General features: G+C 64.6%; 27 protein-coding genes and 2 pseudogenes. 20 read left to right on the top strand and 9 right to left on the bottom strand.

Features of this window, described 5'->3' with window-relative positions:
* Both GORHZ_RS21340 and GORHZ_RS21335 read right to left on the bottom strand, forming a co-directional pair.
* The coding region (locus GORHZ_RS21340; protein ID WP_006336733.1) for an acyl-CoA dehydrogenase family protein at window positions 1-1311 on the bottom strand (1311 nt) is incomplete at its 3' end.
* A 63-nt stretch (window positions 1312-1374) separates the two neighbouring features.
* Window positions 1375-1995 carry a TetR/AcrR family transcriptional regulator C-terminal domain-containing protein gene (locus GORHZ_RS21335; protein ID WP_006336731.1) on the bottom strand — a complete coding sequence of 207 codons (621 nt, stop codon included), beginning with the start codon at window positions 1993-1995 and terminating at the stop codon, window positions 1375-1377.
* Window positions 1996-2243: 248 nt separating this feature from the next.
* Between GORHZ_RS21335 and GORHZ_RS21330 the strand changes: the two genes are divergently transcribed.
* A complete protein-coding gene (locus tag GORHZ_RS21330) occupies window positions 2244-2471 on the top strand; it encodes a FitA-like ribbon-helix-helix domain-containing protein (RefSeq protein WP_006336730.1) in 228 nt (75 codons plus the stop codon).
* An 8-nt stretch (window positions 2472-2479) separates the two neighbouring features.
* Window positions 2480-2887 carry a PIN domain-containing protein gene (locus tag GORHZ_RS21325; RefSeq protein WP_245551484.1) on the top strand — a complete coding sequence of 136 codons (408 nt, stop codon included), beginning with the start codon at window positions 2480-2482 and terminating at the stop codon, window positions 2885-2887.
* 285 nt (window positions 2888-3172) lie between these two features.
* On the opposite strand, the gene GORHZ_RS29680 is transcribed toward GORHZ_RS21325, so the two are convergent.
* Window positions 3173-3403: a hypothetical protein gene (locus tag GORHZ_RS29680; protein ID WP_051999024.1), complete on the bottom strand. Its 231-nt coding sequence runs from the start codon at window positions 3401-3403 to the stop codon at window positions 3173-3175.
* Window positions 3404-3965: 562 nt separating this feature from the next.
* Here GORHZ_RS29680 and GORHZ_RS21315 point away from each other — a divergent pair.
* Both GORHZ_RS21315 and GORHZ_RS21310 read left to right on the top strand, forming a co-directional pair.
* Window positions 3966-4496 carry an antitoxin Xre/MbcA/ParS toxin-binding domain-containing protein gene (locus GORHZ_RS21315; protein WP_006336727.1) on the top strand — a complete coding sequence of 177 codons (531 nt, stop codon included), beginning with the start codon at window positions 3966-3968 and terminating at the stop codon, window positions 4494-4496.
* Window positions 4493-5113 (top strand): RES family NAD+ phosphorylase, encoded by a 621-nt coding sequence (locus GORHZ_RS21310; protein WP_040532829.1) that lies wholly within the window; start codon window positions 4493-4495, stop codon window positions 5111-5113. Before GORHZ_RS21315 ends, GORHZ_RS21310 begins: the two co-directional genes overlap by 4 nt.
* A 52-nt stretch (window positions 5114-5165) precedes the next feature.
* On the opposite strand, the gene GORHZ_RS32015 is transcribed toward GORHZ_RS21310, so the two are convergent.
* Both GORHZ_RS32015 and GORHZ_RS32010 read right to left on the bottom strand, forming a co-directional pair.
* A complete protein-coding gene (locus GORHZ_RS32015; RefSeq protein WP_280986379.1) occupies window positions 5166-5270 on the bottom strand; it encodes a hypothetical protein in 105 nt (34 codons plus the stop codon).
* Window positions 5271-5379: 109 nt separating this feature from the next.
* Window positions 5380-5496: pseudogene (locus GORHZ_RS32010) on the bottom strand (SDR family oxidoreductase); the annotation flags it as partial.
* A 143-nt stretch (window positions 5497-5639) separates the two neighbouring features.
* Between GORHZ_RS32010 and GORHZ_RS21305 the strand changes: the two are divergent.
* The 3 genes and pseudogenes from GORHZ_RS21305 to GORHZ_RS32355 form a co-directional block, all read left to right on the top strand.
* Window positions 5640-6464 carry a mycofactocin-coupled SDR family oxidoreductase gene (locus GORHZ_RS21305; RefSeq protein WP_006336724.1) on the top strand — a complete coding sequence of 275 codons (825 nt, stop codon included), beginning with the start codon at window positions 5640-5642 and terminating at the stop codon, window positions 6462-6464.
* A 154-nt stretch (window positions 6465-6618) separates the two neighbouring features.
* Window positions 6619-7116, top strand: coding sequence for a nuclear transport factor 2 family protein (locus tag GORHZ_RS21300; protein WP_006336723.1), 498 nt, complete (start codon window positions 6619-6621; stop codon window positions 7114-7116).
* Between the two features lie 72 nt (window positions 7117-7188).
* Window positions 7189-7287 (top strand): annotated as a pseudogene (locus GORHZ_RS32355) (zinc-binding dehydrogenase); the annotation flags it as partial.
* A 210-nt stretch (window positions 7288-7497) separates the two neighbouring features.
* Here GORHZ_RS32355 and GORHZ_RS30985 read toward each other — a convergent pair.
* Complete coding sequence (locus tag GORHZ_RS30985; protein ID WP_006336721.1) at window positions 7498-7671, bottom strand: hypothetical protein; 174 nt, start codon at window positions 7669-7671, stop codon at window positions 7498-7500.
* Window positions 7672-7723: 52 nt separating this feature from the next.
* Between GORHZ_RS30985 and GORHZ_RS21295 the strand changes: the two genes are divergently transcribed.
* The 13 genes from GORHZ_RS21295 (at window position 7724) to GORHZ_RS21235 (ending at window position 21224) form a co-directional block, all read left to right on the top strand.
* Window positions 7724-8884 carry an acetyl-CoA C-acetyltransferase gene (locus GORHZ_RS21295; protein ID WP_006336720.1) on the top strand — a complete coding sequence of 387 codons (1161 nt, stop codon included), beginning with the start codon at window positions 7724-7726 and terminating at the stop codon, window positions 8882-8884.
* 228 nt (window positions 8885-9112) lie between these two features.
* Window positions 9113-10273, top strand: a complete 1161-nt coding sequence (locus tag GORHZ_RS21290) for an acyl-CoA dehydrogenase family protein (RefSeq protein WP_006336719.1) — start codon at window positions 9113-9115, stop codon at window positions 10271-10273.
* Entirely contained in the window at window positions 10270-11034 is a 765-nt protein-coding gene (locus tag GORHZ_RS21285) for an SDR family NAD(P)-dependent oxidoreductase (protein WP_006336718.1), read from the top strand. The genes GORHZ_RS21290 and GORHZ_RS21285 overlap by 4 nt, the downstream gene beginning before the upstream one ends.
* Window positions 11031-11864 (top strand): SDR family NAD(P)-dependent oxidoreductase, encoded by an 834-nt coding sequence (locus GORHZ_RS21280; RefSeq protein WP_006336717.1) that lies wholly within the window; start codon window positions 11031-11033, stop codon window positions 11862-11864. Before GORHZ_RS21285 ends, GORHZ_RS21280 begins: the two co-directional genes overlap by 4 nt.
* Entirely contained in the window at window positions 11861-12790 is a 930-nt protein-coding gene (locus GORHZ_RS21275) for a CoA transferase subunit A (RefSeq protein ID WP_006336716.1), read from the top strand. Before GORHZ_RS21280 ends, GORHZ_RS21275 begins: the two co-directional genes overlap by 4 nt.
* A gap of 9 nt (window positions 12791-12799) precedes the next feature.
* Window positions 12800-13621, top strand: a complete 822-nt coding sequence (locus tag GORHZ_RS29675) for a CoA-transferase (protein WP_006336715.1) — start codon at window positions 12800-12802, stop codon at window positions 13619-13621.
* Between the two features lie 55 nt (window positions 13622-13676).
* Window positions 13677-14480, top strand: coding sequence for a citrate/2-methylcitrate synthase (locus tag GORHZ_RS21265; RefSeq protein WP_006336714.1), 804 nt, complete (start codon window positions 13677-13679; stop codon window positions 14478-14480).
* Window positions 14477-15496: a beta-keto acid cleavage family enzyme gene (locus GORHZ_RS21260; RefSeq protein ID WP_006336712.1), complete on the top strand. Its 1020-nt coding sequence runs from the start codon at window positions 14477-14479 to the stop codon at window positions 15494-15496. Before GORHZ_RS21265 ends, GORHZ_RS21260 begins: the two co-directional genes overlap by 4 nt.
* Window positions 15497-15511: 15 nt before the next feature.
* Window positions 15512-17206: a class I adenylate-forming enzyme family protein gene (locus tag GORHZ_RS21255; RefSeq protein ID WP_006336709.1), complete on the top strand. Its 1695-nt coding sequence runs from the start codon at window positions 15512-15514 to the stop codon at window positions 17204-17206.
* Window positions 17193-18503: an acyl-CoA dehydrogenase family protein gene (locus GORHZ_RS21250; protein ID WP_006336706.1), complete on the top strand. Its 1311-nt coding sequence runs from the start codon at window positions 17193-17195 to the stop codon at window positions 18501-18503. The genes GORHZ_RS21255 and GORHZ_RS21250 overlap by 14 nt, the downstream gene beginning before the upstream one ends.
* A complete protein-coding gene (locus GORHZ_RS29670) occupies window positions 18500-19594 on the top strand; it encodes an acyl-CoA dehydrogenase family protein (RefSeq protein ID WP_006336704.1) in 1095 nt (364 codons plus the stop codon). The genes GORHZ_RS21250 and GORHZ_RS29670 overlap by 4 nt, the downstream gene beginning before the upstream one ends.
* An 11-nt stretch (window positions 19595-19605) precedes the next feature.
* On the top strand, window positions 19606-20220 hold the full coding sequence (locus tag GORHZ_RS21240) for a nuclear transport factor 2 family protein (protein ID WP_006336695.1): 615 nt from the start codon (window positions 19606-19608) through the stop codon (window positions 20218-20220).
* A 20-nt stretch (window positions 20221-20240) separates the two neighbouring features.
* On the top strand, window positions 20241-21224 hold the full coding sequence (locus GORHZ_RS21235) for an alpha/beta hydrolase (protein WP_006336677.1): 984 nt from the start codon (window positions 20241-20243) through the stop codon (window positions 21222-21224).
* Between the two features lie 43 nt (window positions 21225-21267).
* Here GORHZ_RS21235 and GORHZ_RS21230 read toward each other — a convergent pair whose 3' ends face one another.
* The 3 genes from GORHZ_RS21230 to GORHZ_RS21220 are packed head-to-tail and all read right to left on the bottom strand — an operon-like array spanning window position 21268 to window position 25019.
* A complete protein-coding gene (locus GORHZ_RS21230) occupies window positions 21268-21705 on the bottom strand; it encodes a nuclear transport factor 2 family protein (protein WP_006336676.1) in 438 nt (145 codons plus the stop codon).
* A gap of 28 nt (window positions 21706-21733) precedes the next feature.
* Window positions 21734-23422 carry a class I adenylate-forming enzyme family protein gene (locus tag GORHZ_RS21225; protein ID WP_051999022.1) on the bottom strand — a complete coding sequence of 563 codons (1689 nt, stop codon included), beginning with the start codon at window positions 23420-23422 and terminating at the stop codon, window positions 21734-21736.
* The gene (locus GORHZ_RS21220) at window positions 23400-25019 is read right to left on the bottom strand and encodes an FAD-dependent oxidoreductase (protein ID WP_040532815.1); all 1620 of its coding nucleotides are present in this window, start codon (window positions 25017-25019) and stop codon (window positions 23400-23402) included. The genes GORHZ_RS21225 and GORHZ_RS21220 overlap by 23 nt, the downstream gene beginning before the upstream one ends.
* Window positions 25020-25119: the final 100 nt, after the last annotated feature.

Raw genomic sequence — 25119 nt, 5'->3', positions numbered from 1 at the left:
CACGGCCATCACCGGCTGTTCGCGGTAACGCATGGCGAGCGGGAAGTCCTCGGTGTATCCGTTGCCGCCCAGGCACTCCAGGGCCTCGTAGGAGTGGTGCGGTCCGCGCTTGCAGATCCAGTACTTGGCGACGGCGGTGGCCAGGCGGCGGAAGGCGCGTTCGTGCTCGTCGGCATCCTCGTCGTGGGCGCGGGCCAGTCGGATGGCGGCGACGGTGGCTGCCTCGGACTCCAATGCCAGATCGGCGAGCACGGCTTTCATGGCCGGCTGGTCGGCCAGCGTGGCGCCGAACGCGGCACGATGACGTGCGTGCCAGACCGCTTCGGCGACCGACTGGCGCATCCCGGCGGCGCTGCCGAGCACACAGTCGAGTCGGGTCTGTGCGACCATCTCGATGATGGTGCGCACGCCACGACCTGGTTCGCCGACCATGAGCGCGACGGTGCCGTCGAGTTCGATCTCGCTCGATGCGTTGGACTTGTTGCCCAGCTTGTTCTTGAGCCGCTGGATGCGGAAGACGTTGCGGGTGCCGTCGGGTAGCACGCGCGGCAGCAGGAAGCACGAGAGTCCTTCGCCGCCAGGTCCTTCTGCCTGTGCGAGTACCAGGAAAGCATCCGACATCGGCGCCGAGCAGAACCACTTGTGGCCGGTGAGCAGGTACTCGCCGCCTGGTCCGCCGCGTCCGACCGGGCGGGCGACGGTGGTGTTGGCCCGGACATCGGAGCCGCCCTGTTTCTCGGTCATCGACATGCCGAAGATGGCCGAGGTCTTGTCGGCACCCAAGTCGCCGGAGTATTCGCGGGAGAGGGCTTTGGGAACCCAGTTCGCGGCGACGTCGGGCTGGAGTTCGAGTGACGGGATGACCGCGTGGGTCATCGACACCGGGCAGGCGTGCCCGGGTTCGATCTCTCCGAAGAGCATGAATGCGGCGGCGCGGACCACGTGCGAGCCTGGCTGCGGGTCCTCCCAGCAGCGGGTGTGCGCGCCGTAGCGCACCGCGTCGCCGATGATCCGGTGATAGGCGGGGTGATACTCGACCTCGTCGATACGATGACCCCACCGGTCGAAGGTCTTGAGTTCGGGTAGGCGCGTATGAGTCAGGGCCGCATCGTGTTTGAAGGACGCACTGCCCACCAGGGCACCGATCTCACGGAGTTCGTCCTCACCCCACCCGCCGTCGTGACGCCGGACGGCCTCGACCAGGACGGTGTCGAGGTCGAACTCGTTGACGTCGACGCGGGGCGCCGACTGGTTGAACACGGTGTGCGTGAGATGCGGCTGGGGCTTGGTTGGCGTGGCGGACTGGGTCATCGTGGTATCCCTTCAAAGGTTTGCTGGTCGAGTGCCGTTGGCTCCGCGGGTTGAGACCGCCCCTCAGATCGCATGCTGCAGAACACTTTCAGGAATCTGCAGATTCGTGAACACGATCGCAACTGCGTCTTCGAGGCCGGCGTCGGGTTGAGGGCCGGTGGCAGCCTGCTGGAGGACGAGCCCGAAGATCGCGGACCAGAAGGCCTTGGCTTCGACGTCGATGGGTGCCCGCATCTCCCAGCCGGTGCGCACCAGGGTGCGCATGAGTGCCTCGGCGCCGCGCTCGTGCAGGACCGAAAGCGTTTCCGCGATCTGCGGTCTGAGTTCGGCGCGCCGTGACGCCATCGACATGGCGGTGGTGAACAACTCGACGTTGCGTGCCTGTCCGCCGAGCAGTGTGGAGATCAGTGCGTGGGTGTACTCGCCGACGGTCGTCGTCGCCGCCGCGGCTTCTTCTGCGCGACGGCCTGCGCGCAACACGGCCGTGCACGCCACCTCGACGAATAGCTGCTCCTTGGAGCCGAAGTAATAGGTGACCTGGTTCGGATACGCGTCGGCGCGCTGGCAGATCTGCGCCACCGACGCCGTCTCGCCGTGTTCGCAAAAGACCTCGGTGGCCGCGCGCAACAACGACTCTCGCGTGGCCTTACCGGCCTCGCGGGTCGCGCGTCCCCTGGTTGGCATGCCTCGCTCCCTCAAGTGTTTGTACAGGAAACAATAAATGGCGGGGTTTGGTTTGGCAAGCAGCGGCAGCAGCAGCCAGCAGCAGCACAACAACTTTTATGAGATCCACGTGTAGTAAAGGGGGCGCTCAAGCGCAGAGGAAGTAGCCGGTACCAAACGCACGCGACGACCAGCAGGTCAGTCGGTCAGGCGTATGTCGCCCAGTGCCTTGCCGTGATATCGTCGGTGTGATATCGGAGGTGGTCAAAGTGGAACAGATCCTGATCCGTAACCTTCCCGCGGGAACCAAGGCTGCCCTGCGGGCGCGTGCCGAGCAGCATCACCGGTCGGTCGAGGCGGAGGCACGCGAGATCCTCGCCGAAGCGCTCGAGCGGGAGCCGGTCACGCTCGTCGACCTGTTGAGTTCCGACGAGGGTGCTGACATCGATTTCGAGCCTGAACGCCTCGGTCTGACCGCCCGAACTGCTGAGTTGTGAAATACATCTTGGACACCAACGTGGTGTCCGCGCTGAGGGTCCGGGGACGCAACCGGCCGGTCGAGACGTGGGCGGCGTCGGTATCCGTAAACGAGCAGTTCGTGACGGCGATGACCATTGCAGAGATCGAGCGTGGCGTGGTCACCAGGGAGCGATCCGACCCAGTGCATGGACGGGTCTTGCGCCGGTGGTTTGAGGAGCGGGTCTTGCCTGCATTCGCCGACCGTGTGCTGTCGTTCGATCTGCCTGCCGCACGGGTGCTGGCGACCTACCGGGTGCCAGAGCATGCGCCGTTCGACGACGCTGTCATCGCTGCCATTGCGCAGGCCGCCGAGATGACCGTGGCGACGCGCAATACCAAGCATTTCGAGCCGCTCGGCGTCCGATGTGTCAACCCGTGGGAACCGAACTCCTGAGGGGATACTCAGAACTCGTACAACGCACATTCACCGCCAAACCCGATCACCGCCGAAGTGTAAACGAGTCCGATAAGTCTAAAAGTCTCTATACCCGTCGTGGCGTGACGACATGGTCAACTCGCCGAGCTGCGGGAGCTTGCGACAACCGTTCAGCACGCATTCCGTGAAGGCCGAGAGCTCGCGTTTGCCGGCGCGGGACCGGCCCCAAGCGTCAGCGACATCGTCAACGAGGATGTCCTCACGTTCCTACGGCGCGCCGAACGACACACCTCGGTGTCCGTGTCACGTCGCGACGTCGAGAGAGGCTTCAGGGAGCCGATCGAGGCCGCTGGCCGCTCTATCGGCGACGACGCCCTGCGTGCCATGGTCGACGCGGCTGGCGGCTACCCATTCTTGCTGCAGCGCATCGGTGCCCAGACCTGGCGCCTGCATCCCGACCAGACCGAGATCACTGTGGTCGACGCCGAAGAAGGTAATAGCAAAGCGCGTCGCCGGAGTGATGGGTTCACTCATTCATGAGCCGGCGCTCCGCACCGTCTCCGACGTCGACAAGTCGTTCCTGCTTGCCATGGCCCTTGACGAAGGGCCATCGGCGATGGCCGATATTCGGCGGCGACTCAACGTCGGCGTCAACTATGCAAGCCGATAGCCCTGGTAAGCGATCACACTGCTGGCGGCGTCGATGATCGACACGTATTCAATTGCTGGCCAGTTCTTTACGCCAACGGCACTCGGATCTGCCCCCGGCCTCGAGGTCCGTCTCCTTTCCGCACCCGTGTGGGTAGACCGCGTATGGAGCAAGCGGATCGACTCGAAATGGTCGGGTAACGGGTCCGTGACCACCAGGAGAATATCTTCGATAGGCGTGGGCAAGCGTCGCCAGGGCCCACCACAGACGCGAGTAAGACCCGGTCAGGTCAGGGGTGTACTACTCTCGCGGATTTGTCCTACTTTGGTACGGATCTCACAAAGCAAGCAGTGGGTAATGCTGGCCGCGCGGCGGTTGACCTGGTTGACCGCAGACCGCTGCCGCGCTATCTTGAGTTGACTTGGTTGACTCAGGGAGGTGTGTCGGATGTCCGATCTGATGGATCAGAAACGGGCGCTGCTTGATGAGCTCACCAACTTGGTCGATGAGCGTTTCGAGGCTGCAGAAAGAGCCGGTGTGGATGCTGCGCTGTATGAGGACACTGCGGCAATCGCCGCGGCGATGGTCTCTGCGCTTCCCGCGGCTGGTGTCCACGACCAGATTGTGGGACCGTTCTACGACACCACTGGATTGACCTCATGGCTGGGTATCAGCAAACAGGCTGTGGCCAAACGCGTGAAGCACTCGACAATGATCGGCTGTCAGCTCCAGTCCGGAACGTGGGTGTACCCGACTTGGCAGTTCACCGAGCAGGGTGCGGTCGACCGAGAGTTGCTCGAGGCGTGGCGGATTCTGCGGGAGCACGCCAACGCGTGGACTGCTGCGCTGTGGATGCGGTCGCCCAACCCCGACCTGGACGGGCACACCGCGGTCGAGTGCCTGACGTCGGGCAGCGCTGCCCACCGCAAACTCGCCATGGATGCTGCCCGGGCTGATGCGGAGCGTTGGGCGGCGTGAGTCGTCGAGATTCTGTGGCGCTGCGCGTCCCGGATGGCCGAGACCTTTCGGGATTCCCGATTACGGTGGCCGGCAAGGACACTGATCTATACCGCGCGCACCGGAACGGGCGCGGTGCTTGGTACTTCTCGGCCTCTGGCGCGGGTCGGTTCGACCTGGAAGACCCTCGCGGAACCTGCTACCTCGCCATCGATCTGGAGACAGCCGTCCGGGAAGCGCTCGGAGCCACACTGCACGCGCTTGGTGCGGTGGATGCTGACTTCGCTGTCGAACGATCGGTATCGCGCCTGCGGCTTCCTCGCGACCGTGTACTCGCGGACCTCTGCCATCGTCGGGCTGTCGACTTCGGTGTCACGCGCGAGATTCATGCCCTCACCCCCTACATGATCCCGAGGGCGTGGGCCGGTGCGCTGGACGCGATGTGCGACGGACTGCGGTATCAGTCGCGGTTCAGTACTGTACCCACGGCAAACGCGCTGGCGGTATTCGACGATGCCGGATCGAAGAGCTGGCCGGCCGACAACGCGCCGACGTCATTCACGGTCGCAGCCCGCGACGCCGGCATCGCGGTCCTGCACGCACCGAACCGGGTCACGATTGTGCCGCCGCCGGCTTGAACGATGACTCTGGGACGACACAACGCCGAACTGCTTCACTCGGGCGGATTCGTTACACCGAATAGCGGCAGAGGGTTTCGCCGCCGTCGACCTTGATGGGGTCGCCGTGGAGGTAACTCGACTCGTCGGAGGCGAGGAATAGGGCGAGGTTGGCGATGTCGTCGACCTCGCCCCACCGTTTTGAGGGGGATCGATTCGGTGAAGGTTGTGTCGAAGTCCTTGTCGTCGAACAGTGCCCGGGTCAGCGCGGTCTTGGCGTAGGTGGGGCAGATGCCGTTAACGCGAATCTTGTTCTGGCCATACTCGATTGCGAGGATGCGGGTGAGGTTGGCCGCGGCGCCCTTGGAGATGTTGTAGACCGATTGCTCGGGGTGGCCCTGCAAGCCGGCGGATGCAGCGCGTGACCACGCCCGCGCAGTGGGTGGTGATGATGACCATGCCCCTTCCGATCTTAATTCCCATCAGGTAGATTGATCCATGGCTATAAGAAAATGAATCATTGTTCATAGCAGCGTAGAGGTCATAGATGAGTGAGAAGACAGGGCGGGTTGCCGGCAAGGTCGCGTTGGTCACGGGGGCTGCGCGCGGTCAGGGTCGCGCTCATGCGGTTCGGTTGGCTGAGGAGGGGGCAGACATCATTGCCATCGACATAGCCGATCGGCTTCCCAGCGTCACCTATGATTCGGCAACACCCGAAGATCTCACGGAGACGGCCAGGCTTGTCGAGAAACACGGGCAGCGTATCGCGACTGCCCAGGTGGATGTCCGGGATCGGGCCGCCCTCACAGATGCGGTCGGTCACGCTGTCGCGGACCTGGGTCGCTTGGACATCATCATTGCGAACGCGGCGATATCGCCGATCGCGCCGTGGGACGAGATCACGCCGGAGATATTCGACGACACCATGGCGATCAATGTGGCCGGCACGTGGAACACGGTGATGGCCGGCGCGAAGTACCTGGTGGAGGCTGGTGGTGGATCGATCATCTTGGTGAGCTCTGTTGCCGGTATCAAGGTTCAGCCCTTCATGGTCCCCTACACCGCCAGCAAATGGGCTGTTCGGGGCATGGCCAAGGCGTTCGCAGTCGAGCTGGCCAAGGACAACATCCGGGTCAACAGTCTGCACCCAACCGGAGTTGCAACCCCTATGGGTACCGGTGACGTGCAAGAACGGTTGGCCCGTGCGGTCGCTGGCAATCCGCGTCCGGCGCAACTGTTCTCAAACATGCTGCCCGTCGACATCACACAACCCGAGGACGTCGCCGAAACAGTCCTCTTCCTCGCGAGCGATGAATCGAAATACATCACCGCGCACGAGATCGCCCCGGACGCCGGCAACACCGAATTCTGACCGTGATGACAGCGAGGGTCCATCACACCATGAATGCTGAACTGAAATGACGTCCTCATCTTCAGATGTGCTGACTCGACACCGTGTCAAGTCGTTGGACGCGCCGGATCGGCGGAGTGATTTCAGCGCAGAATTAGCGAGAGGGAAGTGAAAAATGCGAAACGATACAGTCGAGGCGCTCATCGCGTTCGAAGGCATTCGACGTACGAAGGCCCGCTATCAATATCTCCTCGATACCAAGCAGTGGGACGAGTGGGCGAGTCTCTTCACGGAGGACTTCCGATGGGAGACCCAAGGCGGAGTCGTTGTTGAGGGACGCGAGAAGTTCGTCGAGATGACCAGGACCTACATCGACAAGGTCTCCACAGTCCATCAGGTGCATGCACCTGTTCTCGATCTGCTGTCACCCACCACGGCATCGGGAATCTGGCCGATGTTCGACTACGTCGAGTTGGAGGAGGGGGCCGCACAAGGCTACGGCTATTACCACGAGACCTATCGTCTCGAAGGCAGCGAGTGGAAGCTCACGACGCAGTTTCTCTCGCGCATCCGCATGGACAATGTCGAGGCTTTGCGTGCCGGTACCGAAGTTGTCTTTTCGCCACTGGATGTCATGATCGCGGCGACCAGAGCGCTTCCGGGACTGGCGTAATAGTCGGCGCATACGGGCTGCGACATCTCTTGGTGTCGTGCTGCGGCGCCCGGTGCATATCGAGTAATTGCGGACCTGATCCCGTCGATGCTTGCGGCGTCGGATGTGTTGGGCACCGGTTGGTTTGGTGCGGTCGGCGCGGACGTCGGGCCGATGAAGACCCTTGCGGTGGGTAAGGAGCGGTCGGGTCGTGAGGCGTATGACGCCCAGGTGGTTCTCGGGATGCCAAATCGGTTGCCCGCCAGTGAGATCCGGTCTCGGATACGATCTCGACTTTGGGGACTTAACTATTGACTAATGAGTTAATAACTGACACCATGACAAATGGTCGACCAAAGAGTCGATACTCGAGTCGTCGCGACGACGACTCCTCGGCAGCGGCTAAGCGGCGGCATTCCAGGTTTGGGACGCCGCCTCGTGCGTGACGGTGCAGAACCGGCCGCGGGCATGCGCCGCGAGTCCCCTGCCGGGCCTCCCGAGATTCTCGGTGTTGGCGGTGCGGGTGTCGCAGACGGTGCCCTTGTTGCGGCCCGCGCCCAGATTCGGCGAGTCCACCAGGGTGAAGACGAAACAAGCTGTACAACTGTAGTTTTCGACAATCGAAGGGATGACGGTGTCCGAGGCATATGTAGTAGACGGCGTGCGCACGGCAGTGGGCAAGAAGAACGGCGCGCTCGCACATACCCACCCGGCGGACATTGGCGGCCGCGTTCTCTGTGAATTGATCACACGAACCGGCATCGATCCGGTCGCCGTGGACGATGTGATCTTCGGGTGCCTCGACGGCATCGGCCCGCAAGCCTCGAACGTCGCAAGAACGAGTTGGCTCGCTGGTGGACTGCCGGAAGCGGTCCCCGCCGTGACCCTCGACCGGCAGTGCGGGTCATCACAGCAGGCACTACATTTCGCCGCGCAAGGGGTCATGAGCGGGACCGCCGATCTGGTCGTCGCGGGCGGCACCCAGAACATGAGCACGATTCCGATCGCGGTGTCAGCGCTACTCGGTGAGCAGTTCGGACACCCCGACGCGACCTCTCGAAGCGAGGGTTGGCAGGTCCGATTCGGTGATCAGGAGTTCTCCCAGTTCCGCGCGGCGGATCTGATCGCCGAGCACTGGGACATCTCCCGCGGTGAGATGGAGAGTTTCGCGCTCGAGAGTCACCGGCGGGCCGCCGCGGCGATCGACGAGGGATACTTCGTCGACCAGATCGTCCCGATTGGCGACTTTGCGATCGACGAAGGGCCGCGCCGAAACACGAGCCTGGAGAAGATGGGGGCGTTGCAGCCGCTGAGCGAGGGCGGACGGATCACCGCAGCAGTGTCAAGTCAGATCTCCGACGGCGCCGCAGCGATCCTCGTGGCGTCCGAAGATGCAGTCGCAGAACACGGTTTGCGGCCGAAGGCACGCGTGCACCAGATGACGGTGCGGGGCGATGATCCCGTCATGATGCTCACCGCCCCGATCATCGCCACCAGGCTCGCGCTGGACAAGGCGGGGATGACGATCGACGACATCGACTTGTTCGAGGCGAACGAGGCATTTGCATCAGTTGTCCTCGCGTGGCAGCGGGAATTGGGGATTCCGTTGGAGAAGGTCAACGTCAACGGCGGAGCCATCGCGCTGGGGCATCCGCTGGGTGCCACCGGAGCCCGCCTGATCATCGACCTCATCGAGGAACTGCGCCGTGCCGACCTCCGATTCGGTCTGGTCACGATGTGCCAAGGCGGCGGTCAGGCCAACGCGACGATCATCGAACGCCTGCAGTGATGACGCCGCGATCGGCGGCGACGCGGTCGGATCCATCGAAAGTTTCTGTGGTGCGACGTGTCTTGGCGAATCCTCCTGCGTCTCGGTGTCGTCGCCGGCTCCGGCGTGGCGGATGCCAGCCGTTCGCATTTCTTGACCTACAGATTGAAAACTGACTCACAGGTTGATAAGTTCGATGGACGAGCCGCCCAGGTCCTGATGCGGCCGCCCGGAGGGAAGGAGGCACCGATGTCGACAGAGGATCCACTCCTCAGCGGTGATCACGCGGGTGTGGTCAGTGCCATCGACAAACTCTGCGCGAGTGTTGTCGACGACGAGTACTTGGCGCGGATCGACCGCGATGCGGTATTCCCGGCTGAGGTCATGAAGGTGTTGTGCGAGAACGGCTGGGCGTCCATGGTGGTCCCGGAGGAGTACGGCGGCTCCGGTGCGAGCGCGAGTGACTTGACGGTGGTCCTCGAGGCCCTGGCGCGCCGAAGCCTGACGGTGTCGCAGAGCTTCTTCTCCATGTGGTTGCTTGGCGCGGCTGCCATCGCGGCACGGGGGACGGAGCAGCAGAAAGAGAAGTGGCTGTCCCGCGTCGCCCGGGACGGCGCGCTGATCGCCTTCGCCCTGACCGAACCCGCCTCGGGCTCGGACGCTGCGGCTGTGTCGACGTCCGGCACCCGGACCGAGGGTGGCTGGATTGTCAATGGGCAGAAGGTGTTCATTACCGGTGCCGCGATCGCCGATGTGATCATCACCGCGATCCGGACCGGCCGCGGGGGAACAAAACGCGACGGCATAACGACAGTCCTCCTCGATCCCCGCGCGCCCGGTGTCGAGATCCGGCCGCTGTCGAAGATGGGGCTGAAGGGAATCGACCTGTGCGAGGTCTTTCTCGATGGCGTGTTCGTTCCCGACGACGATGTGCTCGGTACCGCGGGCGAGGGCTGGAACGGCGTGGTCGACGGCCTTGCGCTGGAACGGGTATGCCTGGCGGCAATCAGCACCGGCGCGCTCACCGACGTCCTCGACCGGTGTCTCGACTACGCCACCGTCCGCAAGACATTCGGCAAATCGTTGGCGTCGCACCAGATGATCGCGGAGAAGATCGTGGAGATGCGCACGGCGGTCGACGCCGGTCGCGGACTGTACAAGCGCGCCGCCGAACTCGTCGATCGGTCCCATCCAGAGGCGGCCACCGCGGGTTCGGTGGCCAAACTCTACTCGACCCGCGCCTATGTCGACGCCACGCGCGAAGGTGTGCAGATCTTCGGCGGATACGGGTTCACCGACGAATACCCGATCTCCCGGCACTACCGGGACTGCAAATACCTCGAAATCGGCGGTGGCGCGAACGAGATCCAGAAGATCATCATCGCCCGCGGGATGGGGCTCAGGGTATGAGCGTCCTCGATCAATTCCGTCTGGACGGTCGTGTCGCGGTCGTCACCGGCGGCGGCGGTGGGCTGGGCTCGGCGACGGCGGAGGCGCTGGCCGAAGCCGGAGCACGCGTCATCGTGGTCGGTCGGTCGCAAGACGTTCTGGTGAAGACGGTCGACCGGATCACCGGAGCAGCGGGAATGGCCGATCATCGGGTGACCGATGTCTCCGACGAGGCCGACGTGGGCGACCTGTTCGATTGGGTCGAGCACGAGTACGGACCCGTGGATGTGCTGGTGAACAATGCGGCGGTCGCCGACGAAGCTGCGTTCGTCGACGTGACGGTCGCCGACTGGGACCGTGTGCTGAACATCAACGCCCGCGGGGTGTTCCTTGCTTCCCGCGCGCTTGCGCGCCAAGAGCACAGTGGGACACGGTCGATCATCAACGTCTCGTCGCTCGCCGCGTCGGTCGGGGTGAAGAACCAGGCCGCCTACAGCGCGAGCAAAGGAGCGGTGACAAGCCTGACTCGAGCGCTCGCCATCGAGCTGGCCGCCAGCTCGATCCGGGTGAACGCGTTGGCGCCCGGATACTTTCACACAGACATGCCGGCGCAGGTGCTTGCGCACGAGCGTGCCCGCGACGCACTCCTGCGCCGCATCCCGCAACGCCGCGTCCCTGATCCGCGTGAGATCGGCCCATCGATGGTCTATCTCGCCTCCGACGCCTCGGCGTTCATGACCGGTTCCACAATCCACCTCGACGGAGGGTATACCGCACAATGACAACTCGATTCACCGGCAAGACCGCTCTGGTGACCGGCGCGGCCGGCGACATCGGACAGGCTACCGCGGTCCGGCTCGCGACTGAAGGGGCCGCGGTCGCAGTCGCCGATCGTAAGGAAGAGTTACTCGACGAGACGGTCTGGCTGTGCAAGGACGCCGGGGGAGTGGTCCTCGCCCTCGGCATGGATCAGACGGACCGCTCGGCGGTCGAGGAGGGTATCGCATCGGTCGCCGATCGTCTCGGCCCAATCGATACGCTCTTCGCCAACGCCGGATATGGCAAGTTCGCAACGTTTCTCGAGCAGCCCGCAAAGGAATGGCTGCGCCATGTCGACGTCAACCTCACAGGCACGTTCAACGTGTGCCAGGTCGTCGCTCAGGGCATGGTGGAGAACAAGCGGGGCGGAGCGATCGTCGTCAACGCCTCCTCGGGTGCCACGCAGCACACCGACTTGCTGACGGCGTACTGCGCGACCAAGGCGGCCCTTCGGATGCTGGCGATCGGGATGGCCTCCGAGCTGGGCAACCATCGCGTCCGCGTCAACACGGTGCTGCCCGGGGTGATCGAGACGGGGATGACTTCTCCGATGCTGTCGGGACCGGACGGCGACGTACATCGCGCGGCACTCCTGTCCGACACCCCGGTCGGGCGGCTCGGGGAACCGACCGACGTCGCCTCGCTGGTCACCTTCCTGCTCTCGGACGAGGCAGCGTTCATCACCGGCGAATCCGTCGCGGTCGACGGCGGCCAGACGATCCTCGGCCACCCGCGCTGGTACTCGACCGATCACCGCAAGTCGCACGAAGAGTTCTGGAAGGCCGGACGATGACCGAGAAAACCATGACCGACCTCGAGACCGCACCGAGACGGAACGGGCGAGTGACCGATGCGGTCACTGTCGGTACACACATCGCCGACGGGATGACCGTTGCGATTGGCGGTTTCATCAACTCAGGTCACCCGATGTCGCTCGTCCGGCAGCTGATACTGGACGGCCGACGGGGGTTACGGGTAGTCGGCGCCGCGTCGGCCGGGCTCGAGATCGACCTGTTGATCGCGGCCGGGTGTGTGGACACCGTCGTCACGCCCTACGTGGGAGCCGAGGGCTTGACCGGAATCGGTGCGGCCTTCCGGAAATCCGTGCAGGATGGCACCGTTCGGGTTTTCGAGCTCGACGAGGCCCACTTCTACGCGGGTCTGCGCGCATCCGCGCAACGACTACCCTTCAATCCGTGGCGCGCCGGCGTCGGCACGTCCTACCCCGTGATCAACCCGGCGCTCAAGGAGTTTCGCGACCCGATCAACGGTGAACTGCTGCTGGCAATCCCGGCGATCGAGATCGACGTCTGCCTGCTGCATGCGTCGATCAGCGACGAGTACGGAAATGTCCAGCACAACGGCACCCGCTACGGCGACATCGCGATGTATGCGGCATCGGAGAAGACGTTCGTCTCGGTCGAGCGCGTCGTCTCGCCCGAGGAGATCCGGGCCAACCCGCTCGCGACGTCGATCCCCGGCGCCACCGGGATCGTCCGGACCCCGTTCGGCGCTCATCCGTACTCGGCGGACGGGCACTATGCACCCGATGTCACGCACATCCAGCAGTACATCGCAGCCGCGACCACATGGCTCAAGCACGATGATCGGACCGACGTGGACCGGTACATCGACGACCACATCCTGTCGGTTCCCACGCACGCCGAGTACCTCGCGCGGATCGGAACCGAGCGACTGCTGTCACTCAACGAGTACTAGGGGAATCGCATGAGCATTCTTGAGGCAGAGGCGACCGAATCCACGACCGCACCGGCCGCCACGGCCAAGGAGATCATGGCGGCGACCATCGCGCACGGATTGCGCGACGGACAATGGGTCGAAGTGGGTGCCAACCTTCCGGTGCCCCGCGCCGGCGCGCTGTTGGCCCATCTGACCCATGGGCCGAACATGACCGTGATGATCGCCATGACCAAGGCGTATCTGCGAGACGAACCCGTCATCGACGAGTTCGAGTTCATCACCGACGTTCGTGCGATGCGGTGGGCCGAGGCCTATTACCAGCACGACCAGTTGCTGAACAACCAACGGCACCGGCCCAACGGTGTGTTCTTCTGTGGCGGTCTGCAGGTCGACGCGTACGGCAACTCGAACCTCATCGGTATCGGGGATGACTACGAGCGACTGAAGTTTCGGGGGCCGGGCGGCATCGGCACCTGCAACGCCACCATCCAGGTCGGCACCTGGCATCTGGTGACGACAGCGCACAACCCGCGCACTCTCGTGGAGAAGGTCGACTTCATTTCCGCACTCGGCTACGGGCGCGGGGAACCCGGACTGCGGGAATCGTTGGGCCTGCAGAACTCCGGGCCGAGTTCGATTATCACGCCGCTGTGTGTCTTCGACTTCGACGAACTCACCCATCGGGCGCGCCTCAAGTCACTGCATGCGGGAGTCGCGCTGCAAACGGTCGTCGAAAACACGGGGTTCGAGTTCGACGTGCCGGCCGAGATCCCCGAGACCGACGGTCCCACCCCGTCCGAACTCCAGATCCTGCGCACGCGAATCGATGCCGGCGGTGCGTTGCGTTGACCTTCGACCACTACGACGACGCCACCATCATGTGGCAGAAAGCAGGACAGTGATCATGGCCGAATTTCTCACCAGCGTCAGCCAGGTGGAGGCGGGTCAGGTTCTTCTGCGCGGATTTTCGCTGGAAACCGTCATGCGCCGGCTCACCTACACCGAGGGCGCATTCCTCTCGATCATCGGTCGCTTGCCGACCCCCGCCGAGGCGCGGCTGAGCGATGCGATCCTGACCAGCCTGCTCGACCACGGATTTGTCGCGTCGACCATCACCGCCGCCCGCTACATCGCGTCGGGCAACCCGCAGATGATCCCGGCGACGGCAGGCGGACTCCTCGCCGCCGGGAGCAACACGCTCTCGCCCGAGCATTCCTACGCTCTGCTCGCGCATGCACGGTCGCTACGTGAACAGCGGGGACTCGACATCGACGGCGCGGCCGACGCGATCGTCGCGGAATACACGTCGGCGCGCAAACGCCTTCCCGGATTCGGGCATCCGGTGCACAAGTCGAGTGACTTCCGTACCGATGTCGTGTTCGAGGTGGCCGAGGAACTCGGGCTGGCCGGTGACGGTATCGCGCAATACCGAGCGTTGTTGCGTGCCTTTGTCGCCAAGACCGGCAAGACCGGGATCCCGATCAACATCGACGGCGGGCTCGCGGCCGTCGGCTGGGACCTCGGGTGGACCGCCAACCAGACGGTCGCATTCGCCGTGCTCTCCGTGCTGCCCGGCCTGATGGCCCATGTCGTCGAGGAGATCGATCAGGGCAAGCCGCTGCGCTACATCCTCGACGGCGAATACATCGGAGCGCCACAACAAGAACTCGACGAGCTGGATTCCCTGCAGAGAAAGGCAACATTGTGAACGACAACACGGTCGACTGGAACCGGGTCTCCGAAGGCGTCGAACGAGCCAAGGGACGGATGATCTGGAAGCCGTACGGCCTCCCCGAGATCATCGACCCCGAGAAGTCGGCATTCTTCGAGGGCACCATCCAGCCTCCCTGGGATGTGCCGGACAAGATCATCATCCAGCCGGCGATCACCGGGGCGTTCTTCACCCGGAACGCCAATCCGAACCAGCCGATCACCGTCGACGAGATCCGCGAGGAGGCACGCGCCTGCCTTCTGGAGGGTGCGAGTGCGATCCACCTGCACGTGCGCGACGACCGCGGCTACAACACGCTGTCTCAGGAACGGTTCGAGGCCGTCGCCGGCCCGCTGCGCGACGAGTTCCCGGACGTGTCCATCGACGGCTGCTATGTCACCGCCCTCGATGGCGAGTGGGACGAGATGAAGCGGTGCCTGGACGCGCACATCCTCGATGCCGTCCCGGTCAACACGACCGCGGTCTACAACGGGGACTCGCTGTTCGCCAAACCGGTCCCACTGCTGCTGGAGAAGACGCGCCTGATCCTCGAGTCCGGTTCGCGGCCCATCATCGCGACCTACACCGACGCCGACGTCAACAACGCCGAGCGCTACCTGTTCCGCAGCGGGCTGCTCGATGCGGGTCAGATCTGGTGTGTGCTCCCTGGTCTGCCCGGCTGCTCTCCGATGGAGAATCCGCGACAGATGGTCGATGGGCTGCTGCGGTTCGTCTCGTTGATCAAAGACGTAGACCCAGAAGCGGAGATCCTCGTCTGCGCGGCCGGTCGTGCGTCGATCTATCTCGCGACGATCGCCGCGGCGATGGGTCTGCATATCCGTGTGGGCATGGAGGACACCGTCTGGAAGTGGCCGCACAAGCAGGAGAAGCTCAGTTCGAATCTCGAAGCATTCCGGATGGCCAAACAGCTCGCAGAGGTGCTGGGCCGCGAGGTCGCGACGCCCGCGGAGTACCGGAAGATGCTCGGGCTGGCCCCGCTCGTCGCGCGGTAGATGGGAGCGCGAGTGATGCCGGCATCGAAAACGACCGATCCGTTCGCCGGGTCGGCGATCGACCCGGCGCGATCGTCGTCTTCCGGCGTCGGCGTGACGGTGGTGCAACAGCATCACGACGCCCTCTCGATGTTTCGCGCGGCGGTCGACGAGTTCGCCGACCACACGATGGTCGCGTACTTCGACGGTGAGCTGACGTTCGCCCAGGTCGACGCCGAGTCGGATGCCATCGCATCCGCGCTCGTCGCCGACGGGGTGGCGGTGGGCGACCGGGTCGCGGTCGTCGCGCAGAACATCCCGCATTTCCTCGTCGCCCTGGTCGGTATCTGGAAAGCGGGGGCGGTGATCGTGCCGGTCAATCCCATGGTCGGCGACGCCGAACTCCGCCACATGCTGTCCGACTCGGGCGCGGTGGTCGTGTTCTGCGAGGAGACGCGTATCGGCTCGCAGGCGTGGCTCGAGGGCATCGACCTCACCGCACCGGTGATCTCGATGTGTCCCCGCGACTACCAGCATCGCGACGACGAACGGGTCCTGCCTCCGTGCCCGGGCACCATCACCGGCCGGGATTTCGCGGGAATCGTTGCCTCGTTCGCCGGAAGGACTCCGAAAGCGTATACACCCGATGGTGATTCGCCTGCGGCACTCACCTATACGTCCGGGACGACGGGCAGGCCGAAGGGGGCGGTCAACCGGCATCGGAACCTGGCCTTCGCCGGGCAGGTGTATCGGGATTGGTTGCCGCTCAGCGAGCACGACGCGATTCTGGGCGTACCCCCGATGTCGACGATCACGGGTCTGGCGATCGGGGTCGCGGCGACCTTGCTCACCGGCTGCCGGTACGTGATCAACTACCGCTTCGCACCGGGTGTTCTCGTCGACATCATCCGTGAACACCGGCCGACGTTTCTGGTCGGCCCACCGACGCTCTACACCGCTCTCCTCAACGACCCGGAGCTCACGGCATCCGACACCGCCTCCCTGACACATCTGTACTGCGGTGCCGCGCCGGTGCCGCCGGTTCTGGTGGAGCGATGGCGTAAGCGGTTCGGTCAGGAGATTCGCGTCGCGTACGGAATGACCGAGGCCACCGGCCCGACTCATCTGGCCCCGGTCGGCGTGCCGATTCCCGTCGACGAGATCACGGGTGCACTGTCCGTCGGGGTTGCGGTGTTCAGCACCCGGGCCCGGGTCGTGCGTCCCGACGGGACCGTCGACGACGAGGTCGGCGACGGGGAGCCAGGCGAGCTGATAGTTTCTGGCCCACAAGTGATTCGAGAGTATTGGCGCAATTCCGAGGGGACGAGGCAGACGATCGTCGACGGCTGGCTGCGCACCGGGGACATGGCCGTCCGGCACGGCGACTGGTTCTTCATCGTCGACCGTCTGAAGGACCTCATCATCACCTCGGGCAACAATGTCTCGCCGCGGCAGGTGGAGGATTGTCTGCTCGGGCATGCTGCGGTGCGGGAAGTGGCCGTGATCGGGGTGCCGGACGATTATCGGGGCGAGGCGGTCTGCGCGTTCGTGGTCACCGATCCGACGGCGGTCGTGACCGAATTGGAGTTGATCGGCCACTGTCGGGACCGTCTGGCGCCGTACAAGGCACCCCGCCGAATCGAGTTCGTCGATGAGCTACCCAAGAACATCGCCGGCAAGATTCTCCGTCGGGTGCTGAAGGATCGGGTTGTCGCGCATGAATCCTGTTGAGTCCGAGCTAGTTGTCGATATGGGCGAAGAACTCGCCGAGTTCCGCGCATCCATGCGGGATTGGATCGGGGGGTCGGCACCGCGCGGCCTGGCCGACTTGGTGGACTGGTACGACGGTGCCACGATTCTCGCCGGATCGAACCGGAACGTGCACGCGGATGCGCTCGCGTCACCGGAGTACGCCGCGTGGGAACGTGCGCTGGTCGACGAGGGCCTCATCTATCCGCACTGGCCGGTGGCCGCGGGCGGAAAGGGCTGGACCGAGGTCCAGACGGCGATCTTCGCGCAGGAATGCGAACGCGTCGGCGTTCCGCGGGTGAAGCGGGGGTTTTCGGCGGACCTGGTGGGCACTGCGCTGCTCTCCCACGGCACCGCCGAGCAACAGGCATTCTTCCTGCCGCGTATCGTGGCCGGAACAGATCGCTACTGTCAGGGCTTCTCAGAGCCGAACCATGGTTCCGACCTCGCCGGGGTGACGACACGCGGGGTGGTGGATGGCGACGAGATCGTCGTCACCGGACAGAAGGTGTGGACATCGGCATACGAGCCCGCCAACATGATCTTCGTCCTGTGCCGAACCGACCCGGCGGCGCCTCGCCGCGACGCACTTTCCTTTGTGCTCTTGCCCTTCGGGCCCGACAACAACATCGAGGTTCGCGGCATCCGTCAGATGACCGGCGCAATCGAGTTCGCCGAGGATTTCCTCGACGGTGCACGAGCCCCGCTGTTCAACGTCATCGGCGGGCTGGGCAACGGGTGGGCTGTCGCGATGTCCACGCTCGCCACCGAACGGGGCGCCGACCTGCTCGGGTCCTACCTCGGTTACGCACGCGAATTACGCGCTCTCATCGACCACGCCCACGAGACGGGCGCAGTCGATGACCCGCTGTTACGCCAACGTCTCGCGCGGGCGTATGTCGACGTCCAGATCATGCGTGCCCAGGCAGCCATCGCCCTGAGTAACGCCGCGTCCGGACAGCCGTCAGACACCCTCGGATTCGTCTCGAAGTTGCAGTGGAGTGAGTACGGGCTCCGACTGGGACAGCTCGCCGTCGACGTCGCCGGTGTCGACGGAATCATCCGGCCCGACGTCCAGGCGCCCGGTGCTCCGGCATTCGTCGGCGACTATCGGACCGACCGTTGGCAGGATCTCCTGCTCTCTGGTCGGGGGGCGACGATCTTTTCGGGCAGCAACGAAATCCAGCGCAACATCATCGCTGAACAAGTCCTCCAATTGCCGCGCGAACCGCGCGGGATCAAACCCGTCGAGAACCAGGCGCAGCAGGTGAGTTCATGAAGATCACTGATTCGGCGGAGCTCACCGAGCTCCGGCAAAGCCTGTCCCGCATGCTGTCCGGGCACGAGTCGTACTCTGTGGGCTCGGGCTCGCCGGACGCGCGGGCCCGCGAGTGGAAACTGCTGAGTCAGGAGTTCGGACTGTTCGAGGCCATCGCCGACCCGGATGTCCAGGGCGACGTCGGCCGGCTCCGACTCATGTGCACGGTGTGTGAACGGCTCGGCGGCGTACTCTCTTCTGCAGCCGTCGGATCGACGATGACGGGCGTCGGTGTACTTGCCGAATCATCGGAACCCGTCGCGCAGCAACTGTTAACAGAGGTGCTTGCACAGATGCACGTCGTGGCGGTTGCGCCCGGCGACGCAGGCCGGCCGTTGTCGGCGGCGCTCGACGGCACCCGCACGACGGTGTCTGGCACGATGCGGTTGGTACTCCATGCCGATGACGCGGATGTCTTCCTGGTCCCGGCGCGGATCGAGACCGACGAGGTTCTGGTGGCGGTGCGGCGGGCCGACGGCGGCGTGAGCACCACACTCACTCCGACGCTTGATTCGACGCGCACATTCGCTCTCGTATCCTTCGATGCGGCCCCGGCCGCCATCGTCGCCCGGTCGGGCGACGCGCCGGCGGCCATCGCTCGGTTGGTGGACACCGGAACGCTGCTGATGGCAGCGGAGTCGCTCGGTGGCGCGCGGCGATGCTTCGACATGACTCTGGAATTCGTTCAGGTGAGGGAGCAGTTCGGCCGGACCATCGGTTCGTTCCAGGCCCTCAAGCACCGGTTGGTCGACATGTTCGTCGCCATCGAGGCGACCTCCGCGCTGGTCGATTATGCCGCCGCGGTCGGAGACGTCACGGATGTGGACCCCACGCACTTCCGGACGTCGGCCAGCGCCGCCAAAGCGTATGCGTGCGAGACGTTCACGACCGTCGCATCGGAGTCGATCCAGATGCACGGCGCGACCGGATTCACGTGGGAACACCAGGCTCACCGTTACTTCAAACGAGCGCAGGTCGTCGCGAAATACTGGGGCACGAACGAGGTGCATTGGGAGCGGGTGGCGTCGGCCACTCTCACCACATCACAGTGAGAGGAGATGACGTGGAGGTCATCGAGAATCTGCGGCGGTGGGCGACCGGACTCTGGGAGCCATTCGCCTCACAGGCGAGGGAATCTCAGAAGCAGTGGCCACCGACAGGGGAGGTCGCGGAGCGGCTGCGACGGATCGAGGACGAACGGGAGATCGAAAAGGTCTTCCGCCGCTACCACCATTTCTACGACGCGCACGACATCGACGGCGTCGTCAACTGCTTCACCGACGACGCCGTTCAGGTCAACGGACGTGGGACATTCATCGGCCGGGACAGCATCCGGCGAAGCTATCAGTACCTGATCGACAACCAGCAGGTCATCTTCCACTACGGAACCGGTGTGCTCGTGACGCTGGACCCCGACGACCCGGACGCCGCGATCCTGACCGCCCGTCACTTCGACATCTGGCAACCGACGGTCGGTAAACCTCACGCTGCGGGCGGCACCTACATCAACCGCATGCGTCGCGTCGAAGGCCGTTGGCTGATCGCCGAACAGCGGATCACCTTCAACTTCAAGTTCGAGGTCGAGCTCAGCCCCCGGGTCCTCGGTTCGAATCAAGCCCCGGCCGAGTTTCCGTTCAGCCAGGTCGATCTGGTGGATCCGCGGCACCTGCTCTCCTGACCACCGACGAGACACAATCCATGGGTATTCCGCTACACCGCATCGAACCCGCCGTCCGGGAACGGCTGGACCAGCTGCCCCACTGGGACAACTCCAGCGTCGATGCCCTACGTGCCAGCCAGCGCTCGGTGGAAGGGCCGCCAGCGCCGGTCGACCCACGAGTCACGCGCGAGGACGTCGTCCTGCGGGGCTGGGACGGCCGACCCGATGTCCGTGTCCGCTGGTACCGGCCCGTCGCCGGACAGGGCAACCTGCCGTGCCTCATCTATCTGCATGGCGGCGGCTACGTACTCGGATCCATCGAGGCCAACGATGACCGCCTCGACCTGATGGCCGCGACGCTGGGTTGCGCGATCGCCTCCGTGGACTGGCGGCTCGCGCCGGAGCATCCGTACCCGGCGGGTCTCGATGACGCGGAATCGGTGTGGCGCCATCTGTCCGGCCCCGACCAGGATTCGGGCATCGACCGCAGCCGGATCGTCGTCGGAGGGGCGAGCGCCGGGGCCGGCCTCGCGGCCGCGCTCTGCCTGCGGCTGCGAGATCTGGGCGAGGTCCAGCCGATACTGCAGCTGCTGATCTATCCGATGATCGACAACCGCCACGAGCATGTCTCGATGCGCGAATACTGCACCGACGATCCAGGCCATCCAGGATTGTGGCACGCCGCGGCGCAACGCCTCTGCTGGTCCTCATATCTGAAAAATGTTCCTGCCGAGAATGTTCCGGCGACGGCCGTACCCGCGCGCGCGGAAAGCCTCACCGGCCTCGCGCCGGCCTTTATCGGCGTCGGCGATGTGGATCCCTACCGGGACGAGGATGTCGAGTACGCCCGCCGCCTGGCCGAGGCGGGCGTGCCCGTCGAATTGCACGTCTATCCCGGCGTGATCCACGGTGGGCTGATCGCCCGGCCCTACACGCCAAGGACCAAGCAGTTTCTTCGTGACGTCCACCAGGCATTGGCCGGCGCCTTCCGCCCCGGGTCGCCCCACCCGCTGATCGAATAGGGCTCCGAGTGCACTGAGGCGCCGCATCGAGATCAATTGCCGCTCAGCGAGAACCCTGGTCGGCCACCAGCCGGCGACTGCGGAATCGCCAGCCGTTCTCCGTGCGGACCACGTCGTCGTGGTAGCGACCCGACATCACGAGCGTCGACGGATCTCCCGCAGCGACGAGCAGCAGTGAGGACCGCGCGCGCCAGCGGTTCTCGGTCTCCGCCCGGATCTCCAGATCGGTGGTGAAGTGATGGGTGACTCCGCGTCGCCGGGAGAACCGCGTGACGAACGCACGCAACTCGTCATGACCGCGGTGGGCGACACCGTCGGCGACGAACTCGAGGATGCCATCGTCGGTGAAGCAGTCGACCCAGGCGTCCGTGTCGCCGGCGTCGACGGAGTGGCAGTAGCGCGCACACAGGTTCAGGACCGAAAGGTGGTCTGCGGCAGACAAGGATGTCTCGGCGAGGTTGTCGAACACGTCGGTGGTCATGGTCCTTCTCCTGAGGTTGGTTGATCTACTACTGCTGGGGAACGGGGCGCAGGACGCTGCGCTGGATCTTGCCGGTTGCCGTCTTCGGAACCTGGTCCACGAGGTACACCCTGCGGGGGTATTTGTAGGCGGCGATTCGCTCCTTGACGAAGGCCACGAGTTCGTCAGGCTCGGCGCGGCTGCCGTTGACCAGCGAGACGTACGCGACGACGGTCTCGCCGCGATACTCGTCGGGCTCTCCCACGACGGCGGCCTCGAACACCGCCGGATGCTGGTACAGCACGTCCTCGACCTCGCGGGGCCAGACCTTGAATCCTGATGCGTTGATGAGGTCCTTGAGCCGGTCGACCAGATAGACCCAGCCGTCGGCGTCCATGATCGCCACATCGCCGGTGCGCAGCCGGCCCTCGGGGAAGGTCTGAGCGGTCGCCTCGGCGTTCTGCCAGTAACCCGGAACAACTTGCGGGGCATCGAATTCGAGTTCGCCCGGTTCGCCGGGCGCCACATCGTTCCCCTCCGGATCAACAATGCGCACGGTGACATTCTGCATCGGTACGCCGACGGACAACGTGCCGCTCGGGCCGTGCACGGGGGCGGACGCACCACGGGGAACCGCGATACCACCGGCGGTCGTTTCGGTCATGCCCCAGACGTTGTGGAGGTAGATCCCGAAGCGGTCCCGGAATGTCGTGATCGTCGACGGCGGAATGGGAGCACCGCCCGAATAGAACGTCTTGACGGACCGGAAGTCCTCGGCGCCGGCCGAGTCGACGGCGAGCATCGCGTTGAACGCGGTGATGGATCCGATCGTGAAGGTGACGCCGTGGTCCCGGATGGCCCTGACCGTGTCCCCAGGGTCGAACCGTCCGGTGAGGACGAGCGTCGTATCGGTGAGCAGCGAGATCCCGGCGTTGAGGATCAAACCCGTGATGTGAAACAGCGGAGCGATCGCGAGGACGACATCTCCCGGGCTCAGCGCAACCCACGTCGCGTAATTCGACGCCGCATGCAAGAAGTTCGCGTGCGTGTTCAACGCGCCCTTCGGGGAGCCCGTCGTGCCCGACGTGTAGGTGATGAGGGCCAAATCATCCGGGGTCGATTCGTGGGGCACCAGAACGCGGCCGATGAACTCGTCGAGGACGGTGCGGAGGCTCTCGCGGGGCGATTCGTCGGGAGCGGAGCCGGGCGTGTCACCCGACGACGAGGTCGGGAAGTCTGCGTCCGAGGCCGAGAGGACCCACTGCGCCGAACTGTCGTTGAGCGTCTCGCGCAACTCACCTCGGTCGGTCGGTCCGGCGATGATGCCCACCACGTGCGCATCGTCGACGATGTGGCGCAACTCGGCCCGCCGGTACATGGGGTTGATCGGCACCCCGACCGCGCCGATCTTCCAGAGCGCCAGCAGCGCGAGCGGGTACTGCGGGATGTTCTGCATGTACACACCGACGTGGTCGCCCGGTCGCACTCCGCGGGACTGTAGGGCGATCGCGAGCGCGTCGCTCATCGCGTCGACATTCCGGGCGGTGAACCGCTGGTCGGCATAGGCGATCGCGATGCGGTCCGGGGCGGCTGCGACCCGCGATCGCCATGCTTCCGGAATGGAGTCGAACACGAGCGTCGGAGTGGGATCGAGACCGGTGGAGTATAGGTGTTGCCAGCGACGATCTTGGTTATCCCTTTGTGGCGCAGTCACTTCAGTCTCCCTTGTCGGCGGCATGCACACCGGCCAGCCAGCCCCAGGTCATCGCGGGGCCGAGTGTCCCGCCCACGCCGCCGTATCCGGTTCCGGTCGGTGATGACGCGTTGCCGACCGCGTACAGGTTGTCGATGACGTTGCCGTCCAGGTCGATGACGCGTGCGCGGTCGTCGACCTTCGGTCCGCCCTTCGTCCCGATCACCCCGGGCTTGAGTTCCATTGCGTAGAAGGGAGGATTCTCGATCGGACCGAGCGTTCCGTCGAGTTCGCCCTTGCGATACGGGTCGCCCCACCATCGGTCGTGGGCACTTTCGCCGCGATGGAAATCGTCGTCGATGCCTGCGGCCACCTGGGCGTTCCATCGCGCGACGGTGTGCTCGAGGGCATCGGCGGGGATGCCGAGTCGTTCGGCCAGATCACGGATCGTCGGTGCCTCGACGAGCCACGGAGGCGTGGTCCCGTCGTACGGGGTCCCGCGCGAGCCGTACCGCTTGAGGTTGGTGTCGTCGATGATGATCCAGGTCGGCAGATTCGCGTAGTCGAAGGTGTTGACGTCTTCCTGGTAGAAGGCCCCGCCGATGGTGTTGTAGTCCGCCGCCTCGTTCGTGTATCGCTTGCCCTTGCCGTTGATCATGATGCTGCGCGGCCGCGTCCGGTCCGCGTTGATCATGTCGAGGTTCATCGAGTTGATGCCCTCGGGTAGATCGGTGACGGGGATCCACCACGCTTCGCGCATGTTCTGCAGTGCCGCACCCATTTTCATAGCCATCCGCAGCCCGTCGCCGGTGTTCGTCGGTATCGACGCCGGCTTGTGGACCGGGCCTCGGAGGAACGTACGGCGGTACTCCTCGTTCCAGTCGAATCCACCGGTGGCCAGAATGACGCCGTGCTTTGCGTGGACCTCGGTGCGGCCGTCGCCGGAGTCGATGACAACCCCGGTGACGCCGGTGCCGTCGGACAGTAGCTCCGTGGCGGAGGCATTGGTCTCGAACGTCACGCCGGCCTTCAGGCATGCTTCGAGAAGTGCGCCCACGAGCCCGACGCCGCCGCCGCGTTCGTCGCGTTCCTGTCGTCGGGCGATCTCTTCCGGCGAGGGCGGTTGTGGCACCGCCTTGCCGATCCCCAGCTCGTCGCCGCGCAGGTACGGCGCGTAGTAGGGACTCACCTCGACGCGGTCGGCCCACTCGCCCAAACGGTCGAAGGGAAACAGGTCCAGTCCCATCGACCGGCCGCCCTGAGGTTTTCCACCGGGGTGGTGGGGGTGGTAGTCGGGCAGTCCGACGACGGCGTAGAAGGCGAAGTCCGCGCGCTCGGCGAGGTAGTCGACCATCCGCGGGGCGTTCTGGACGAATGTGCGGATGAGGTGCTCGTCCACCATCCCGCGACTTTGGTTCATCAGGTAGGTGACGGCTTCTTCCGTGCTGTCGGACGCGCCGAGCGCGGCCATGTACGAGTTGTTCGGCACCCAGATCCAGCCACCCGACCACGCGGTCGTCCCTCCGATACGGCTGTGCTTCTCGAACACCGAAACCTGTGCACCTTCGCTGGCAGCGGCGAAGGCCGCGGTCAAACCGGCTGCGCCGCTGCCTAATACTGCTACGTCGCAGGACTGTGTCATGTCGAACCTCGCTTTGCTTACCATCATTCAAAAACTTGCACTATGGTTCAGTCAAGCGTATATCAACTTATGAGTCATATTCCAAACGATAGGTCGAATT

It is taken from the genome of Gordonia rhizosphera NBRC 16068 (assembly GCF_000298195.1).
Lineage (GTDB): Bacteria > Actinomycetota > Actinomycetes > Mycobacteriales > Mycobacteriaceae > Gordonia > Gordonia rhizosphera.
This window is presented reverse-complemented; position numbering and strand designations above follow the sequence as displayed.

Coding starts and splice junctions, on each gene's coding strand:
- GORHZ_RS21295 (WP_006336720.1), top strand. CDS start 7,724: ATGACGGTGTCCGAGGCATATGTAGTAGACGGCGTGCGCACGGCAGTG.
- GORHZ_RS29675 (WP_006336715.1), top strand. CDS start 12,800: ATGAGCATTCTTGAGGCAGAGGCGACCGAATCCACGACCGCACCGGCC.
- GORHZ_RS29680 (WP_051999024.1), bottom strand. CDS start 3,403: ATGAGTGAACCCATCACTCCGGCGACGCGCTTTGCTATTACCTTCTTC.
- GORHZ_RS21315 (WP_006336727.1), top strand. CDS start 3,966: ATGTCCGATCTGATGGATCAGAAACGGGCGCTGCTTGATGAGCTCACC.
- GORHZ_RS29670 (WP_006336704.1), top strand. CDS start 18,500: ATGAAGATCACTGATTCGGCGGAGCTCACCGAGCTCCGGCAAAGCCTG.
- GORHZ_RS21225 (WP_051999022.1), bottom strand. CDS start 23,422: ATGCCGCCGACAAGGGAGACTGAAGTGACTGCGCCACAAAGGGATAAC.
- GORHZ_RS21290 (WP_006336719.1), top strand. CDS start 9,113: ATGTCGACAGAGGATCCACTCCTCAGCGGTGATCACGCGGGTGTGGTC.
- GORHZ_RS21220 (WP_040532815.1), bottom strand. CDS start 25,019: ATGACACAGTCCTGCGACGTAGCAGTATTAGGCAGCGGCGCAGCCGGT.
- GORHZ_RS21300 (WP_006336723.1), top strand. CDS start 6,619: ATGCGAAACGATACAGTCGAGGCGCTCATCGCGTTCGAAGGCATTCGA.
- GORHZ_RS21275 (WP_006336716.1), top strand. CDS start 11,861: ATGACCGAGAAAACCATGACCGACCTCGAGACCGCACCGAGACGGAAC.
- GORHZ_RS21280 (WP_006336717.1), top strand. CDS start 11,031: ATGACAACTCGATTCACCGGCAAGACCGCTCTGGTGACCGGCGCGGCC.
- GORHZ_RS21305 (WP_006336724.1), top strand. CDS start 5,640: ATGAGTGAGAAGACAGGGCGGGTTGCCGGCAAGGTCGCGTTGGTCACG.
- GORHZ_RS21335 (WP_006336731.1), bottom strand. CDS start 1,995: ATGCCAACCAGGGGACGCGCGACCCGCGAGGCCGGTAAGGCCACGCGA.
- GORHZ_RS21235 (WP_006336677.1), top strand. CDS start 20,241: ATGGGTATTCCGCTACACCGCATCGAACCCGCCGTCCGGGAACGGCTG.
- GORHZ_RS21265 (WP_006336714.1), top strand. CDS start 13,677: ATGGCCGAATTTCTCACCAGCGTCAGCCAGGTGGAGGCGGGTCAGGTT.
- GORHZ_RS21255 (WP_006336709.1), top strand. CDS start 15,512: ATGCCGGCATCGAAAACGACCGATCCGTTCGCCGGGTCGGCGATCGAC.
- GORHZ_RS21250 (WP_006336706.1), top strand. CDS start 17,193: ATGAATCCTGTTGAGTCCGAGCTAGTTGTCGATATGGGCGAAGAACTC.
- GORHZ_RS21285 (WP_006336718.1), top strand. CDS start 10,270: ATGAGCGTCCTCGATCAATTCCGTCTGGACGGTCGTGTCGCGGTCGTC.
- GORHZ_RS21230 (WP_006336676.1), bottom strand. CDS start 21,705: ATGACCACCGACGTGTTCGACAACCTCGCCGAGACATCCTTGTCTGCC.